Source organism: Pseudomonas putida (assembly GCF_001976065.1).
GTDB lineage: Bacteria > Pseudomonadota > Gammaproteobacteria > Pseudomonadales > Pseudomonadaceae > Aquipseudomonas > Aquipseudomonas serbica.
The window spans coordinates 942,973-958,805 of the sequence record NZ_MNAH01000001.1; the positions used below are offsets into that span (position 1 = coordinate 942,973).

12 protein-coding genes and 4 pseudogenes are annotated in these 15,833 nt (G+C 53.9%); 8 read left to right on the forward strand and 8 right to left on the reverse strand.

Translation table 11 applies throughout. The features are described from left to right. Positions 1-75 precede the first annotated feature (75 nt). Positions 76-558 (forward strand): annotated as a pseudogene (locus BKX96_RS04335) (glycoside hydrolase family 19 protein); the annotation flags it as partial. Between the two features lie 198 nt (positions 559-756). Here BKX96_RS04335 and BKX96_RS04340 read toward each other — a convergent pair. Then, positions 757-1,875, reverse strand: coding sequence for a glycosyltransferase family 61 protein (locus BKX96_RS04340; protein WP_077182814.1), 1,119 nt, complete (start codon positions 1,873-1,875; stop codon positions 757-759). Positions 1,876-2,224: 349 nt separating this feature from the next. Then, a pseudogene (locus BKX96_RS04345) lies at positions 2,225-2,689 on the reverse strand (SOS response-associated peptidase family protein); the annotation flags it as partial. Positions 2,690-2,777: 88 nt separating this feature from the next. On the opposite strand from BKX96_RS04345, the gene BKX96_RS04350 reads away from it, so the two are divergent. The 3 genes and pseudogenes from BKX96_RS04350 to BKX96_RS33095 form a co-directional block, all read left to right on the forward strand. Next, positions 2,778-3,902, forward strand: a complete 1,125-nt coding sequence (locus BKX96_RS04350) for a right-handed parallel beta-helix repeat-containing protein (RefSeq protein ID WP_077182815.1) — start codon at positions 2,778-2,780, stop codon at positions 3,900-3,902. A 752-nt stretch (positions 3,903-4,654) separates the two neighbouring features. Further along, positions 4,655-5,476, forward strand: coding sequence for a MinD/ParA family protein (locus BKX96_RS04355; protein WP_077182816.1), 822 nt, complete (start codon positions 4,655-4,657; stop codon positions 5,474-5,476). A 629-nt stretch (positions 5,477-6,105) separates the two neighbouring features. Further along, a pseudogene (locus BKX96_RS33095) lies at positions 6,106-6,230 on the forward strand (MFS transporter); the annotation flags it as partial. Positions 6,231-6,434: 204 nt separating this feature from the next. Here BKX96_RS33095 and BKX96_RS04360 read toward each other — a convergent pair. From BKX96_RS04360 to BKX96_RS04380, 5 genes and pseudogenes are all read right to left on the reverse strand, one after another. Then, positions 6,435-6,742, reverse strand: a pseudogene (locus BKX96_RS04360) (DeoR family transcriptional regulator); the annotation flags it as partial. Between the two features lie 117 nt (positions 6,743-6,859). Further along, the gene (locus tag BKX96_RS04365) at positions 6,860-8,203 is read right to left on the reverse strand and encodes a CitMHS family transporter (RefSeq protein WP_077182817.1); all 1,344 of its coding nucleotides are present in this window, start codon (positions 8,201-8,203) and stop codon (positions 6,860-6,862) included. 119 nt (positions 8,204-8,322) lie between these two features. Continuing rightward, a complete protein-coding gene (gene phbB, locus BKX96_RS04370; RefSeq protein WP_077182818.1) occupies positions 8,323-9,066 on the reverse strand; it encodes an acetoacetyl-CoA reductase in 744 nt (247 codons plus the stop codon). Positions 9,067-9,199: 133 nt separating this feature from the next. Continuing rightward, positions 9,200-9,988, reverse strand: a complete 789-nt coding sequence (locus BKX96_RS04375) for a hydroxypyruvate isomerase family protein (protein WP_077182819.1) — start codon at positions 9,986-9,988, stop codon at positions 9,200-9,202. A 29-nt stretch (positions 9,989-10,017) separates the two neighbouring features. Next, positions 10,018-10,677: an aspartate/glutamate racemase family protein gene (locus tag BKX96_RS04380; RefSeq protein WP_077182820.1), complete on the reverse strand. Its 660-nt coding sequence runs from the start codon at positions 10,675-10,677 to the stop codon at positions 10,018-10,020. Positions 10,678-10,840: 163 nt separating this feature from the next. On the opposite strand from BKX96_RS04380, the gene BKX96_RS04385 reads away from it, so the two are divergent. Further along, positions 10,841-11,779 (forward strand): GntR family transcriptional regulator, encoded by a 939-nt coding sequence (locus BKX96_RS04385; protein WP_077182821.1) that lies wholly within the window; start codon positions 10,841-10,843, stop codon positions 11,777-11,779. On the opposite strand, the gene rraA is transcribed toward BKX96_RS04385, so the two are convergent. Beyond that, the gene (gene rraA, locus BKX96_RS04390) at positions 11,772-12,254 is read right to left on the reverse strand and encodes a ribonuclease E activity regulator RraA (protein WP_077182822.1); all 483 of its coding nucleotides are present in this window, start codon (positions 12,252-12,254) and stop codon (positions 11,772-11,774) included. The genes BKX96_RS04385 and rraA overlap by 8 nt on opposite strands. A gap of 260 nt (positions 12,255-12,514) precedes the next feature. On the opposite strand from rraA, the gene BKX96_RS04395 reads away from it, so the two are divergent. From BKX96_RS04395 to BKX96_RS04405, 3 genes are all read left to right on the forward strand, one after another. Next, on the forward strand, positions 12,515-13,585 hold the full coding sequence (locus BKX96_RS04395) for an isocitrate/isopropylmalate dehydrogenase family protein (RefSeq protein ID WP_077182823.1): 1,071 nt from the start codon (positions 12,515-12,517) through the stop codon (positions 13,583-13,585). Between the two features lie 106 nt (positions 13,586-13,691). Continuing rightward, entirely contained in the window at positions 13,692-14,960 is a 1,269-nt protein-coding gene (gene otnK, locus BKX96_RS04400; RefSeq protein WP_077182824.1) for a 3-oxo-tetronate kinase, read from the forward strand. After that, positions 14,950-15,831 carry a LysR family transcriptional regulator gene (locus BKX96_RS04405; RefSeq protein ID WP_077182825.1) on the forward strand — a complete coding sequence of 294 codons (882 nt, stop codon included), beginning with the start codon at positions 14,950-14,952 and terminating at the stop codon, positions 15,829-15,831. The genes otnK and BKX96_RS04405 overlap by 11 nt, the downstream gene beginning before the upstream one ends. Positions 15,832-15,833: the final 2 nt, after the last annotated feature.

Below are 15,833 nucleotides of genomic sequence, written 5' to 3' on the forward strand. Positions count from 1 at the left end.
TCTTCAAGATTGTCAGGACCGGTCCACGCGAATCGGTTGCTGATACCATGTTCGCAGCTTCAATCAGCGCCGACATTCCTGGCGCAGGTCGGGCATGAGTCCGGCCAGTTGCGCACCCTGGTCGAAAACCTGAATTACAGCGCCGAGGGTCTGGTCCGGACTTGGCTGAAGCGGTTCAACCTGGTGACGGCTACCGCTGTCGCCCGAAAACCCGAGCAGATCGCGAATATTGTCTACGCCTCGCGCCTGGGCAACGGGCCTGCCGCGACTGGCGACGGTTGGAGGTACCGGGGTAGAGGACTGATCCAGGTTACCGGCTGGGTCAACTATCAGGCATGCGGCTCAGCCCTGGATCTGGACTTGCTGAGCAAGCCTGAATTGCTGGAGCAGCCCGAGTATGCCGCGCTGTCGGCGGCCTTGTACTGGTCGAGCAATGAGCTGAATGAACTGGCGGACGCCGGGAAGCTCGAAGCGATCACTCAGCGGATCAATGGCGGCCAAAATGGCGCAGCCGATCGGCTGACGATCTATCAGCGTGCGCTGATGATTCTTACATAGTTGTGATTTACAGTCGGCAGTGCGCCGTAGATGAGGCGCCCGAAGGCGCCTGTGTGGTGTTATTTGGCAATATATACTGGGGTTCATCAAATCGATGGCAGGATCTTCTCGAAAGCAAGAACATTTATTATGTCTCGCAACCGCGGTTCAGAAAGATTTTTTGACCGACCTCGCTTAAGTCGTCTGTTTGCGGGGTAATTATTTTGTGGCACTCCAGGACGGCCATTTCGGCCAGAGTCTCGTACTCGAGGGCAGGAGCTTCTCGACCGCAGGAACATCCACCATGAAGTCTCGCAGCCGCGGCTCAGAAGCCTTTTGACCGCCCTCACTTAAGCCGTCTATTTGCGGGGTGATGATTTTGTGGCATTCCAGGCCAGCCATTTCGGCCAAAGCCTCGTACTCGCTTATATCTTTGTACTCAAACAGTATGACTTTAGTTCCTGGCTTGGCGAAGGCCAGGTTGGCTAGTTGCGCACCGTGGGGACCAACAATAACAGGCGCCTCACTGAATGCTCGCACTTGCCCCTGCAGCGACATGTCGTCACAGTAAATAGGAACGATACCCCTTGTGGAAAGAAACTTTTCCAGTTTTGGGCTGTTGCTGATCCGTCGGCGAATTCGCATCTCGTTCTGTCGGCTGGCATATATGCCGCCGTTATACAGCGGGCTACCCGATTTATTAATCTTCGCTGAAACTTCTGTACGCCACCAGTCGATCACGCTTTTATTGAGCGTATGGTTTGAAAAAAACGTTGGGACGTACAGCTTCTTAAAAAAAAGCAGCCCCTTGGAAAGCCCATAATCTGGCTCGTTGTAGATGATGCTTTTATCTGTGTTGATCTTGAGCAGGCGCAAAAACTCAATCTGTGATGGGTGAGGCCGTTGATGCATAGTGAGACAAAAGCGCGATGCGGTTCCGAACACTTTCTCAAATAGCATGATCCGGGGTAGCCAGTTCATCATCATGTGCCAATGATTGTTTTGTCCGCCGACTAGGATCGTGGGCGCTGAGACCTCAGTAAGCGGCTTGTCGACATCGGCAGTAAACCGGTCGCCTTCCATGGTGTGCGGCATCGGAAACCACTTCAGGGCGTTGACATATCCTTCGTCAAGTACGCAAAGGTCGTGATCCGGAAGAAACATCTGCCAGGCATGATTGACGATGACGTTTTTCAGCTCAGCAACGCCAAACTGTACTTTAAGGGGCTCCCGCTTTATCCAGTCGTAGCTATCATGAGGAAGATCTACCGGGTGCCAAACTCCGCCAGAACTTTCTGCTGCTTGCTTCAGACTTACATTGCGTCCAGTCAATATCATTGGGTTGCCTGCTCATTCCATGCTGTGGTACCTGCCATTCGTGCCTTCCAATGGCAGAAAACCACTAATCTGACAATTCCTAGAAATAAAGGCAAGATTTTCAGCTGCCATGGTTGCGCTTGGCTTGGAATCGGTCCGAGCTTGAGTGAAGCGACATTTGATCAGCTCAATGTCATCTTCGATTCCACGACTGAGGAGCGGTTGAGATCACTGGCGCGATTTAGAGCAAGCCGCTCTCCTTTGCTGGCCTGATCAGATCAGGCCCCTGATTGCGAACGTTGCCTATCGCACGGTTAACCTTGAACCACTCGAACGCCTCGGTGGGCTCGCCTGGTGCATCACCATTTGTTCAGCGCGGTCCTTTGGCGTGGTCCAGCCATTCGCGGGCAAGGTCAGGCGATAGCGTCACTGGCCGGCGGTCGTGGATATCGACCATACTGCCGGCGCTGTCGGCGGTGATGATGACGAAGCCGTCATGCTCACTCGGCTTATGCTCGGCATTCGAATACTGGCCGATCGCGGCACATAGGATTGGCAAGTCTCGACGGTAGATTAGATACGGCTGATTCTTCTCTCCGCCTTCGTCTACCCATTCAAACCAATTATTGACCGCTATGATGGCCCGGTGCGGACATAACGCCCAATAGGATGGAAAGAATGGTCCGTGGGCGGACTTCTCTACCTGGCATTGTTCAGTGATGCGCGGTCCTTGGTCCAATGCGGGCGTCATTCCCTCCGCACCACGTCTCGTACCGGTTTCATGTTCCTGGTGAAAGATGGCGAGCTGGGTTGTCGGGTCGGCTTTATACCCCTCGAGCGGTTGGTTTCCTGAATTTTCGTCATGATTTGTAGTCCACTACTACACTCCGTCGCTTAATCAAATATTTATGGAAGTGAGTACTGTGCTAGCCCAGAAAAAATTAAAAATTAAAGATTCAATATTTCTTATGGCTCCCTTGTCGTTGATGTTTGCCGTATGGTACCAGCCAGCGAGCGCGCAAGAGGTTGAAGACTGTCAGTTACCAAACTCCGGAAGGTTAAGTGGTACTATAGAGTTACACTCGAACTGCACTTATCTGCAAGGCATAACTGTCAATGACTCTAATACGCATATCGACTGCAAAGGCGCAACGCTGGATGGGGAACACTCAGAAAAAATAGGAATTCTTATCAGTAGTGAAGGGCGCTCTCTGAGAAATGTCAGCGTTAAAAACTGCACGGTAAAGAATTTTTCCCAGACAGGTGTCTTGGTGACGTCAGAGATCCCTAACTACAAAAGATCTAACGATCACGAAAAAAACTACAATGAAACGCCGACTAACGTAACGCTGGACAATTTAAATGTTTTGTCCAATGATGGTGGCGGTGTTTATTTTCACAGTTACGTGTCCAATTCAATCCTGAAAAATTCAAGAATCGAAAAATCTAAAGCGGAAGGCATATACCTTGACCAAAGCTCGAGGGGGAATCGCATACTTAACAATACAATAAAAAACAACGGTGAACTCGACGGCCCCAATAGTGGCCAAAGGGTAGGGCTGGCTATTGATTCCTCCGCCAAAAATCTGGTGGAAAACAATAAGTTCATCGGGAATTTTGGGGGTGGTGTATTTTTATACAAGAACTGCGGTGAAAATTTCAGCAAAGGAATGTCTGTTATTCGATGGCAGCACAGCAATGAAAATACAATAAAAAATAACTTGTTTGATGGCGAAAAAGTAGGCATTTGGATTGCGTCGCGACAAAGTTCAAATCTTCAGAGAAAAGATTGCGGAGACAAGCCGCTGGATGTCGAAGGCAAGTACTACCAAGATTTTGCCGACAATAATACCATCACCGGAAATAAATTCTGCCGAAACAAAGCCTATATGAAAGTGGAGGGTGACAATAACACAATCACAAATAATCGATCCGATAGTAATGGTAGGTGGATTGTCGAGCCGACATCTATGAAATCACGCCTAACCGGCATCCCCACAACAGGGAATATAATCACCAACAATAGCTTTGAAAAGTGTGAAATATAGCTGGCTGGGCAAAAGATTGACTTGACATCTGGCTTCAAAATTGGAATCGCAGTTCTAAGGCTTTATCGAAGAAACCAGCCAACGCACTGCCACTGAGTTCGTCACGGATTTTCAGTGGCGGATCAGCCCAGCGTGAGGAACTGTAGGAGGAGGCATTGCGATCGGCAGGACGCCGGAGGTGGGATTGACCGCGGGAAATTCTTCCCCAAAACGCAACCGTTTGGACCAGTGACTAAAGAGTCTCAAAAGCGGCTGGTTTTCGTGGCTGAGTTTTAGCACGAGGCCTTGATTACAAAGGCTTTTGGCGATCCCTATGCGGCATCCAAGGCTTTGCCGCCGAGAAGTCACTCCGGGGTCATCATCACCGCGAGCGTCATTTTGATGAACTACTCATTGCGGTCGATTGCGACCAGGGCGCCACGCACGTTGTCGGCGACTTCGGCAGCGCCGCGCTGCTCAACCCAAAGCGTGAGCTCCTTGATGGCAGCCTCGAGGGCGAGCTGGTTTTTTTGTTGAGTTTGGAAAGTAGGGAAGGGAGCAGGTCTGAACTGGGTGTAGCGAATCCTCCGTGAAGAGGTAAGCGTAGCAGTCGCAGTTCTGGTTCGCGTCACTGGCATGTAGTGCGTTACAGCATTTCTGGTGATCCAGTGATGCAGCCAGTGCTATGTGTCTGCACTTTTCAGCTACCATCGCGTGTCTAGGAAGAGCTTGCGACTACTCGCACGCGTTGCACATGGAAGGGAATCAGTAACATGGATAGTGTGCGTTCTGTGCAAGTCATCGCCGTGACCGGCGGAAAGGGCGGCGTCGGCAAAACGACTGTGGCTGTGAATCTTTCATTGGCGCTATCGAAATTAGGCCGGCGGGTCGTGTTGCTTGATGGCGATTTTGGCCTGGCGAATATCGATGTCCTGTTGGGGCTTTCTCCGCAGTACACACTCGGCGATTTGATCGAAGGTCGCTGTGAGCTTTCCGATGTACTGTTGAGCGGCCCGGGTGGGATACGAATCGTCCCCGCGGCTTCAGGCATCCAGAGCATGGAGCATTTGTCTCCGGCTCAACACGCAGGCCTGATCCAGGCCTTTAGTGAAATAGGTGACAGTCTCGATGTGCTGGTGATTGACACAGCTACGGGCATCGGATCGTCGGTGATCAGTCTCGTCCGGGCGGCCTACGAAGTCTTGCTGGTGATCTGCGACGAACCGACCTCGATCACTGATGCCTACGCACTGATCAAACTACTTAATCGTGATTACGGAATGGACCGTTTCCGGGTGCTGGTCAATATGGAGCAGAGCCCAAAGGAAGGTCGCGCGCTGTTTGCTAAATTGGCCAAAGTCACCGATCGCTTCCTCAACGTCAATCTACGGTATGTAGGAGCGGTTCCGTATGATGAAAGTGTGCGTAGGGCAGTGCGGAAGCAGCGAGCAATCTACGAACACTTTCCGCGCTCCAAGTGCGCTCTAGCATTTCAGGAAATCGCTTTGAAGGTCGACGCTTGGCCGTTGCCGGCCTCCCCCAGAGGGCATATAGAGTTCTTCGTTGATCGACTCGTCCATAATTCGAGGAGGTGACATCGCTCACCTGGCCATATGAGGGAAGCGATTGTGGTGTCCGTTTAAGCCAGGAGGCGCTTTTGCTGGGTCGTCTTGGGCAAAACCTCCTCTGGCTGCCGCGTGTTTCCGTTTGCATAAGTATAAAAAAGCGTGTGTTTTGCCAGGCAGTCAGGTCAACAACTGCGCCCGATTACGCCGCAAAAAGGGATGGGGACTTTTTCGGGGATTCGCTATTTTCTACTTGGCTCTGTGAGGCACCGTTTGCAGCGAGCGCCAGAGGGAGAGCCAGTAAATGCTGGGCATTAGGCCCATTTTCAAGCATGGGGTGCTAGGGGTCGAGTGTTCGAATCACTCCGTCCCGACCATATAATTCAAGGGGTTGCGAGATTTTATCTCGCGACCCTTTTTTATTTTTAGGCGTTTTTACCCCTACAAAACGACTGGCTCTGGGTGGATTTTTCGGATGTGTTACCAATATCGGATTTTGTCCTAGAGGCTTTTGGCAGGCGGATTGCTCCGGCCTACCTAGCGGCCATTGGATGATGGGATGAGAATTCAGTAACGACCAAAGGCACATTACGGCTCTGTCATCCCGCCATCAGCTAAAGAGGGGCCCCCTGACTGGCCAATTCCGGCACTCCATCGGTGCTATTGCAGCACCCATCGGCTGGTGGAGTTGGATTGTGCAAGCGCTACCCGGGACGGCGGTGGCCTGATGGTGGCCGTGATTCAGTTGGCCCTCGCTTTGGGGTCTACCGTTGGCGGCCTGCTCCTGCTGTTCGATTCTTTAGTGCGGTCTAGATGACGAACTGCGGGCCGCGTACCTTTGACGGAGAGCTTTACTCGCGATGCGGCTCGTCGATGAAAGTCAGCGAACTGATTAAGCTCTGCTTGTCTACCGGCACAACTTTGGGCATTGGCAGCGTGACTTGAGCAGCGATGATGTTCAGGCCCTTGTTGGCACTTTGATGCGTGCACGGCCATCCTTGTTGGCCATGGCCTGCTTCTGTGGCAACTCGACCATCGCCCTGAGCTGATGGCTGTGCTCACTATGGAGCTGACTGGCGATCCGCACCCCACCCGTTACCGAGTAAGCACGACCTTCGTGCTCCAGCAACGCGATGTCGCGGCGAATAGTCATGTGCGAACAGTCGAACATTTCCATCAATTGATGAACGCGCTCAGCACCTGATGCTTGCGCAACTGCCGCAGCATCAATTCACGGCGCTGTTCAGGAATCATCGGTGCACCGCTTTCGGCGGCGATGTCATTTTGGCTAGGCATTGGGGCTCCAAAGTGATCTCTGATTGAGCGACCACAAAAAATCCCGAAAACATTTCTGTTTCCGGGACTTTTCATTGTTTCGCAGCGGTGACGCCTGCACGTCTTCTCTTTTATCCCTTAGACAGCAGCTGCCAGAGGGAACAGTCCCAGCAGCAAGCAAGCAAGCAAAATAAGGAAGCTCAGCGCGAACGCCCATTTCATGGTGTATTTCTGATGGTCGCTGAACTCCACTCCTGCCAAGCCACAGAGCAGGTAGGTCGAAGCCACGAGAGGGCTGAGCAGGTGGACCGGTTGACCCACCAGTGAAGCCCGTCCGATTTCGGCTGCGGAGATGCCATAAGCTGCAGCAGCTTTGGCAAGCACGGGCAGAACACCATAGTAGAAGGCGTCATTGGACATGAAGAAGGTGCCCGGAATACTCGCCAACGCAGTGATCGGCGCCATGTAGGGGCCCCAGGTAGCTGGCAGCATAGCCAGGAAGCTCGCTGACATCGCATTGACCATGCCCGTTCCGGACAGAATTCCTGCCAGGATGCCGGCTGCCAGAAAGATCGCAATCTGGTTCAAAGCCGTTGGAGCGTGTGAGGAAATACGGCGACGCTGATCGTTTATATGCGGGTAGTTGATCACCAAAGCGATGGAGAACGCGACCATGAACAAAATGGAAAGTGGCAACACCTCTGTCACCAGGCCAGTCATCAGGCCGATCGTCAGAGCGGCGTTCAACCAGAACATTTTTGGACGACGCAGCTCGGCATTTTCGTCTGACATTGATGGCAGACCTTCGTCGTCAGCTTCATCGTCAAACACGGTGGCGGCAGCGCCCAGCGACTGGGGAAGGGAAAGTGCACCCAAGCGTTGACGCTCACGAATGCCGATGAAGTAAGCCAGTGCCAGAACGCCCAGGAAACCCACCACCATGACCGGAATAAGCGGGACAAACAGCTCGGAAGTATCGACTTGCAAGGACGCAGCGGCGCGAGCCAGTGGACCGCCCCATGGCAGTAGATTGGTCACACTCGCCGCAAGAATCACCACGCAGGTAAGGGATAGTGGTTCGAGTCGCAGGCGCTTGAACAGCGGCAGCATCGCGGTGACGGTAATCATGTAGGTCGTCGAGCCGTCGCCATCGAGCGATACCAGGCCTGCCAGCAGCGCGGCAAAAACCACCGCCTTCATCGGGTCGCCGTTGATCAGTTTGATGAACTTGCGAATGATCGGATCGAACAGGCCGGTATCGAACATCACGCCGAAGTAGAGGATCGCGAACATCACCATGACCGCGGTTGGCGCCACCTTGCGCAAACCTTCGATCATCATATCGCCCATATCCGGGCCAAATCCGGCCAGGAGAGCGAATACGATCGGAACTGTTGTCATCGCTACCAGCGGCGACAACCGCTTGGTCATGATCAGTGCCATGAAGGTCACGATCATGCCGTAGCCGAGTAATGAGAGCATTTGTATCACCTTGACGTAAAGTACAATTATTTTTATGGGATCTGCGCAAAAAGCGCATCAAGGTTCCCGCTGCATTTTTGGTTTGATCCAGCGGGTTGCCGCTGAGTCTCACACGAGTATCAGCTCATGTGAAGGCCGCCATTGAGCGAGAAGTCAGCACCATTCGCATACCCGGCCTCATCGGAGGCGAGCCAGGCACACACGGCGGCAATTTCTTCGGGTGTTCCAAGTCGCCGGGTCGGAATGTCCTGGATGATGCGGTCCATGACGTCGGCGGTAGTGACGGATTTGAGCTTTGGAGTGGCAATGTAACCAGGAGATACGGTATTGACCGTGACGCCGCGGGAGCCTACTTCTCGTGCCAAAGCGCGGGTGAAACCCCGGATTGCCGACTTGGCGGTGGAGTAGTTGACCTGACCCACCTGGCCCAGCTGGGCATTGACTGAAGAGATGTTGATGACACGTCCCCAGCCTCTTTCGGTCATGCCATCGATAACCTGTTTGGTCACGTTGAACAGTGAATTGAGGTTTGTGTCGATGACGGTTGTCCAGTCATAGGGCTGCATTTCCTGAAAGACAACGTTGCGAGCGGTGCCGGCGTTGTTGATCAGGACATCGACTGGTCCGACATTTTTCTTGATCAGCTCAAACGCTTGGTGGCAAGAGTCCCAATCAGCGACGCTTCCTTCGGAGGCAATGAAGTTAAAGCCGAGCTCTTTTTGCTGGGCTAGCCAAGTGTCTTTCAGTGGGGAATTTGGGCCGCAGCCTGCGACAACGCTAAATCCATCTCGAGCGAGTCGCTGGCAAACGGCAGTTCCCAGGTTTCCCATGCCAGCTGTGACAAAGGCGATCTTCTTGGTCATGCGTTAACTCCTTTTGTGTTTTTTGTGGGGAGCATTTCGTGCAACCTTCAAGGGCTACTGGACCCTAATAAACTCCACTCGTAATTGTTTTGCAAGGTAACGCAGTACAATTTCTCCAGAAGGAAACGATTTCTTACCAACGGTCATTTTCATGGGGATTAGGTTTCATGGTCCGCCATAAGTCATCGAGACCGTCAGTCGTGTTGGAGCGAGGGCGATATTCGCAGCCCACCCAGCCCTGATATGCACGGTCTTCCAGCATCGAGAGCAGCTTCGGGAAATCAATATCGCCTGTACCTGGTTCATTGCGACCTGGGAAGTCGGCCACCTGGATATGCTTCACCCGCGACCACCATCGATTGAGCGTTCGAAGGCAATCCTCACCGAGTAGTTCGGTGTGATAGGTGTCCAGGATCAGACCAAGGTTTGGTATGGCCTCCAACATCTCCTCTGCAAAGTCGAAGCAGCTCATCAGGTAGCCTGGGACCTCATTTGAGCTGATGACTTCAATCAAAGGCTCAATGCCTTCTCCAGACAAGAACTCAGCCGCGTACTTCAGATTGCGACGGTAAACGCTGCTATTGGCAATCACCCCAAGCTCAGCCTGCGACACACCTGACATCAGGTGAACCATTTTGCAGTCGAGCACCTTTGCGTATTCAACGGCCAGGGTCAGTTCCGAGAGGAAGACCTGCTTCGAGCTGCAAATACCGGTATTGCCTTTTGTGGACCCGGATGGCGCGGCAAATTGCACCATTGCGAGCTGGTGCTCATGCAGAAGCTGCGCTATCTGCGTCGCTTCATATTCATAGGGCGAGGGGAACTCGACCGCTTCAAACCCTGCTTTTGCGGCTGCTGAAAACCGCTTCAGGAAGGGTAACTCCGTAAACTGGAAACCAATGTGTGCATTCAACCTTGTCATGTCTTACTCCTTCAATCTTTGAAACTGCATCAGGCTTGCAGAAGGCTACGCAGTTTCAACACAGCGCTGTCAGGTGTGGTCAATACTGGCAGGCCGCTCACTTGGCTCGCCTGTTGCGCTGCGCTGGTCATGGAAAATTGCGCGAAACACAGCAGTTCGCTGTTCGTTGGCGTTCGAGCGCTATCGACAATCAAAGCGTCGTGACGATCAGTGTTTCCCTTGCGCAGCTCGTCGAATGCCCCAGGGCAGACAAAGGTGTTGAGTTCGATCTCGACACCTTGCTGCCGGGCATAGCTCTGAAACTCTTCAGTCATCGATGCGATGGCAGGCTCGAAGGTCGCGAGGATGGAAATTTTTCGAGTCCGTTGGATGACTTCCTCTATCATGGCTTCGTTCGGTTTCAGCACCGGGATGCTCAGGGCGCGTTTGCACCGATCAATGGCGTCGCCGAATGCCGAGCAGGTGAACAAGATCGCATCAGCACCCGACTCTGCGGCATAGGTAGCGAGTTTCAAAAAGCGCTCATTCAATGCCGGCGTGAGTTCACCGGCTTGCGCCAGGTCACTGGAAAGCGAGTCTTCCAGCAGATTGGCCAGCCTGGCTTCGGGCCAGAGCCGTGTGAACGCTTCAGTGATGGGTGCAATGGCTACCGGCGTTGCATGGATCAAATAAATGCGTGGTGCGGTCATGATGTTTCCCCGAGTTGTAATGGATTGATTGGGCGGACTCTGTGTCACCTGTAGTGCAGCGGAGTGTGGCTGGTCATCAGGTGTGGTATTTTTTCTTTCACACCTCGAATACTGGTTTCATCAATTGAATCTCGAACAACCCTTGGCGGGCGAACCATCCAAAATGAAGCCCAAGATCAAAAAAGACCTTGCGGAGCAGTTGGCTCCGAAGATCATCGATATGGCGCGAGCCAGATCGATGCGTGCCGGTGATCCGCTGCGCGAAGAATCTTTCGCCAAGGAGTTGGGGGTTTCGCGTTCGCCTATACGACGTGGTTTCGCATTGCTGGCCGAGTTGGGCCTGGCCACCAAGGAGCCGAATCGGGGCTATTTCCTGACGGCTGACGCGCGAGGCATCGACAGCCGCAAACTCCCCCTGGATGTCGACCCGTTTGAAGACTTCTATCTGCGTGTAGTTGACGACGTCTTGCGCGGCGACATCCCCACGACTTTTTTTGAAGCTGAACTGATGCGCCGATATGAGGTGCCCAGAGGGCAGCTCATGAAGGTTCTGACCCGGTTGGCAAATGAGGCAATGATTGAGCGCAAGCCGGGGCAGGGGTGGGAGATCAACAGTTTTTTGCACGACTCCAAGGCGCATATTCAGAGCTACCGTTTTCGCATGGCGATCGAGCCGGCTGCCGTACTGGAGCCTGGCTACGAGGTGGATAAGGCCGCGTTTGCCAAAGCCCGGGAAGTCCAGCAGCAATTGCTGGATGGCGACATTTTCACCTTGTCGCGATCGCAGCTGTTCCAGATCGGTGCGCAGCTTCATGAGCTGGTGGTCCGCTGTTCGGGCAACGCTTTTTTTCTGGAAGCTATCCGCCGGCAGAACCAGTTGCGTCGCTTCATGGCCTACAAGGCCAACGTGGATCGGCCTCGGCTGATCAACCAATGTAAAGAACACATCCAACTTCTGGATCTCATAGAAAGTGGACAGCGAGAGGCTGCCGCGGAGTTCCTGCGCAACCACCTAGATGTCGTCGGGCGGCAAAAAACCGACAAAGAGGCCAAGGATGAGCTGGAGTACCAGCGCAGCCTTGAGGTCTCTGTGGTCAGTTAAGGCGCGGTTCGTTCAGCACCACCACGCCGTCATCGTCGCCGAACAACTGGTCGCCGTCAGCGATGGAGTGTCCGGCGAACTCCAGCGTTATTCCGATTTGTCCCTCGTTACGCTTGACGGTCTTGCGCGGTGAAGTGCCCAGTGCCTTGATCGCGATCGGCATCTCGCGCAGAGCGGCTTTGTCGCGGATGTATCCGTAGATCAACACGCCGGCCCAGCCGTTCTTCAGCAGGTCCTCAGCAATCACATCACCGAACAACGCAAAGCGATCACTACCCCCGCCGTCTACCACCAGCACTCTACCTTGGCCTGGCAAACTGCTTATTTCCTTGATCCTGGAATTGTCCTCAAAGCATTTCAGGGTGAAGGCACGTCCCTGGAAGTCATTCTTGCCGCCAAAGTCCTGAAACATTGGGGTCAGAACGCGAATTGAGTCTGGGTACTGATCGCACAGATCGGATGTTTTAACTGTCATGGAGGATTCTTCTGCTTCGATTGGTGGATGACCGTTGAGCGAAAAGATTGCACAAAGTGAATATTCATGCAATAAAATGCAATCTGTCGAAGGCGAGAACGGCACTGCTCCGGAAAAATCTCAGGACGAGCGGGAGCAAATGGTTAAGAACTTCGCCTCGCCAGTATTGTACTTTGTATTTACGATATACATAAGCGGAGCTGGTTTTTGACACACCGGCTTCGAAAAATTCAGCTCAAACAATAAGTAAGGGGTTTGCGATGCGTATTTTGGTTCTTCCTGGTGATGGTATTGGTCCAGAAATCGTTGAGTCTTCGATGTCGGTGCTGAACGCAGCCAACACAAAATTCGATCTGGGCTTGAGCTTCGATTACGACGATGTCGGTTTTACGAGCCTGGACAAATATGGCACCACCTTGCGTGATGAAGTGTTGGAAAAGGCCAAAGGCTACGACGGCATCATTCTCGGCACCCAATCGCACGCCGACTATCCAGTCCCTGAAAAGGGCGGTCGTAACGTTTCCGCGGGCTTTCGTATCGGCCTGGATCTCTATGCCAACGTGCGTCCTGCCCGCACTCGTCCATTCCTGACTTCGAACATGAAGGAAGGCAAGACGATGGACCTGGTGATCATGCGTGAAGCGACTGAAGGTTTTTATCCGGACCGCAATATGAGTCGTGGTTGGGGTGAAGTAATGCCAACCCCTGATATGGCTTTATCCACGCGTAAAATCACACGTCATTGCAGCGAGCGAATTGCTCGTCGCGCGTTCGAGCTGGCTATGAAACGTGGCAAGAAGGTCACCGCCATTCACAAAGCCAACAGCTTCCACATGACCGATGGCCTGTTCCTGGAATGCGTTCGCAATGTAGCGAAGGACTTCCCTGAAGTCGCTTTGGACGATTTGCTCGTCGATGCGTCGACGGCTCACCTGGTGCGCAGCCCTGAACGCTTCGACGTACTGGTAGCCACGAACTTCTACGGCGACATTATCAGTGACCTCGCCAGCGAACTTTCGGGCAGCCTGGGTCTCGCCGGGTCGACTATGGCCAGCGATGTTCATTGCTGCGCCCAGGCACAGCATGGCTCCGCACCGGATATCGCCGGTCAGGACAAGGCCAACCCGGTCTCAATGATCCTCTCCGTTGGCATGCTCCTGCAGTGGATGGGCGAGCACCATAACAATGAAGCATTGATCAACGCCGGCCTGGAAATGGACAAGGCTGTCGATGCGGTTCTGAAAGATCCTAAGCAGCGCACTCCGGATCTGGGCGGTTCCAGCGGTACCAAAGCTTTCGGTGAAGCCGTCGCCAAGGTGCTCCTGGGCTGATCGACTCGGGCGGCATGCCAGTCATGCCGCCCGCTTGCGGGATTAATAACAAGAAATGCCTGTTCTTCCTTGAGGTCATCCAAGGAGAGGGCTAGAGGAGAGAGCAGTGAGTCAATTACTACTCGGTTGCATCGCTGACGACTTCACCGGCGGTACGGATCTGGCCAGCACTTTAGTGCGTGGCGGAATGCGCACCCTGCAAGTGATTGGCGTACCTGAAGGGCCGTTGCCGGACGATATCGATGCTGTCGTCATTGCCCTGAAAAGCCGCACCATCAGTCCCGAAGAGGCCGTTACTCAGTCGCTCGAAGCGTTGGAGTGGTTGCGTGGTGCGGATTGCCAACAGTTTTTTTTCAAATACTGCTCGACGTTTGATTCCACGTCTCGCGGGAACATCGGCCCGGTGGCGGATGCCCTCGCCGATGCACTGGGTGTGTCATTCGCCGTGGCTTGCCCTGCATTTCCGGAAAACAAACGCACCATATTTAACGGTCATCTGTTCGTTGGCGATCAGTTGTTAAGCGAATCCGGGATGCGCAATCATCCGTTGACGCCCATGACCGACTCCAATCTGGTTCGGGTGTTGCAGCAACAGACGCTTAAGCCGGTTGGGCTCGTTGCACGTTCGGTCGTCAGCAAAGGCGCGCAAGCCATTTCGACGGCCTTGAGTAACCTTGAGGCGCAGGGCCAGGGATACGCCATCGTCGACGCGATCGACGACGAGGATCTGTATGCGATCGGCGGGGCCGTTGCAGACCATAAGCTCGTTACCGGCGGGTCCGGCGTTGCGCTGGGTCTACCTGAAAACTTCCGCCGTGCAGGTTTACTCGGTAAATCCGAGACAGCTTCGGTGCTACCCGCCATTGAAGGGTTGGGCGCGGTAGTTTCCGGCAGTTGTTCAGTGGCGACCAACGGCCAGGTCGAGCACTGGCAAAAGAGCCGTCCGAGTTTCTCCCTTGATCCACTGCTCCTGGCGAATGGTCATGATCAGGTAGCCCAAGCACTCGCCTGGGCGAAAGACTTGATTCAGCAAGGACCGATTCTGATTTACGGCAGTGCGCAGCCAGAGACGGTCAAGCTTGCCCAGCAGAAGCTCGGTGCTGAAGCCGCTGGGCAGATCGTTGAAGACGCGCTGTCCGCCGTGGCTGTTGGCCTATATGAGATGGGCGTGCGCAAGCTCGTGGTGGCAGGTGGCGAAACGTCGGGTGCTGTGGTCAAGGCACTGAAGATCAAGGCGCTGAGAATCGGAGCGACGATTGATCCCGGCGTCCCATGGACGCTCGGCATGCGGGACGACCCGGTAGCCCTGGCGCTGAAGTCCGGCAATTTCGGAACAGTAGACTTCTTTGAGAAGGCATTGGCCAATGCGCCATGATCTGTTGAGTCTCGAAATCTTCATGGCAGTGGCAGAGCAGCGCAACCTGACAAAGGCTTCGCAACTCTGCCACCTGGCGACGTCCGCGGTGAGTAAACGGATCAGCGAGCTTGAAGAAAAAGTGGGCTCTGCGTTGTTCATTCGCTACCCACGAGGAATGGAGCTCACTCCTGCTGGACAGTCGCTTCGTCACTATGCTTTGCAGCTCAATGAAACACTCCAAAAAATGGATCAGGAGCTAAGTGAGTACGGTGCGGGCATCAAAGGTCACGTTCGCTTGCACGCCATTACCTCCGCGCTGGCACAACAGCTGAGCCTGGACATCGGCACGTTCCTGGAAACCTATCCCGACATCAAATTCGACGTCGAGGAGCGCGTCGGTGCCGCGATCGTCCGAGCAGTCTCGGACGGTCGTGCGGACGTCGGCATCATTGCCGAACAGACGCCATCCCTGGGGCTGGAAGCACTGGCCTATCGCGTGGACGAATTGGTAATCGCGGTTCCCGAGCACCATCCACTGGCGGGGCACGCGCACGCCACGTTCGATCAGGCGTTGCACTATGAATTCATCGGTCCTCACGTAGAAAGTTCTGTGCACCTGCTACTGACTGAGCAAGCTGCATTGTTAGGGCAGACGGTCAGGCAGCGGGTTCGCGTTTCCAGTTTTGAGTGCATGTGCCGGATGGTCTCGACCAATCTGGGTATCTGCATTTTGCCTCGCGATGTACTGCGCCCTTATCTGCGTCCTTTTCAATTACAGGCTGTGACGCTGGCCGAGCCTTGGGCCAAGCGTCAGTTGCAGATCGTTGCTCGTCGATTCGAATCCTTGCCACCGACTGCCCGCGCGTTCGTCGCGCACTTGACCGCGTGACA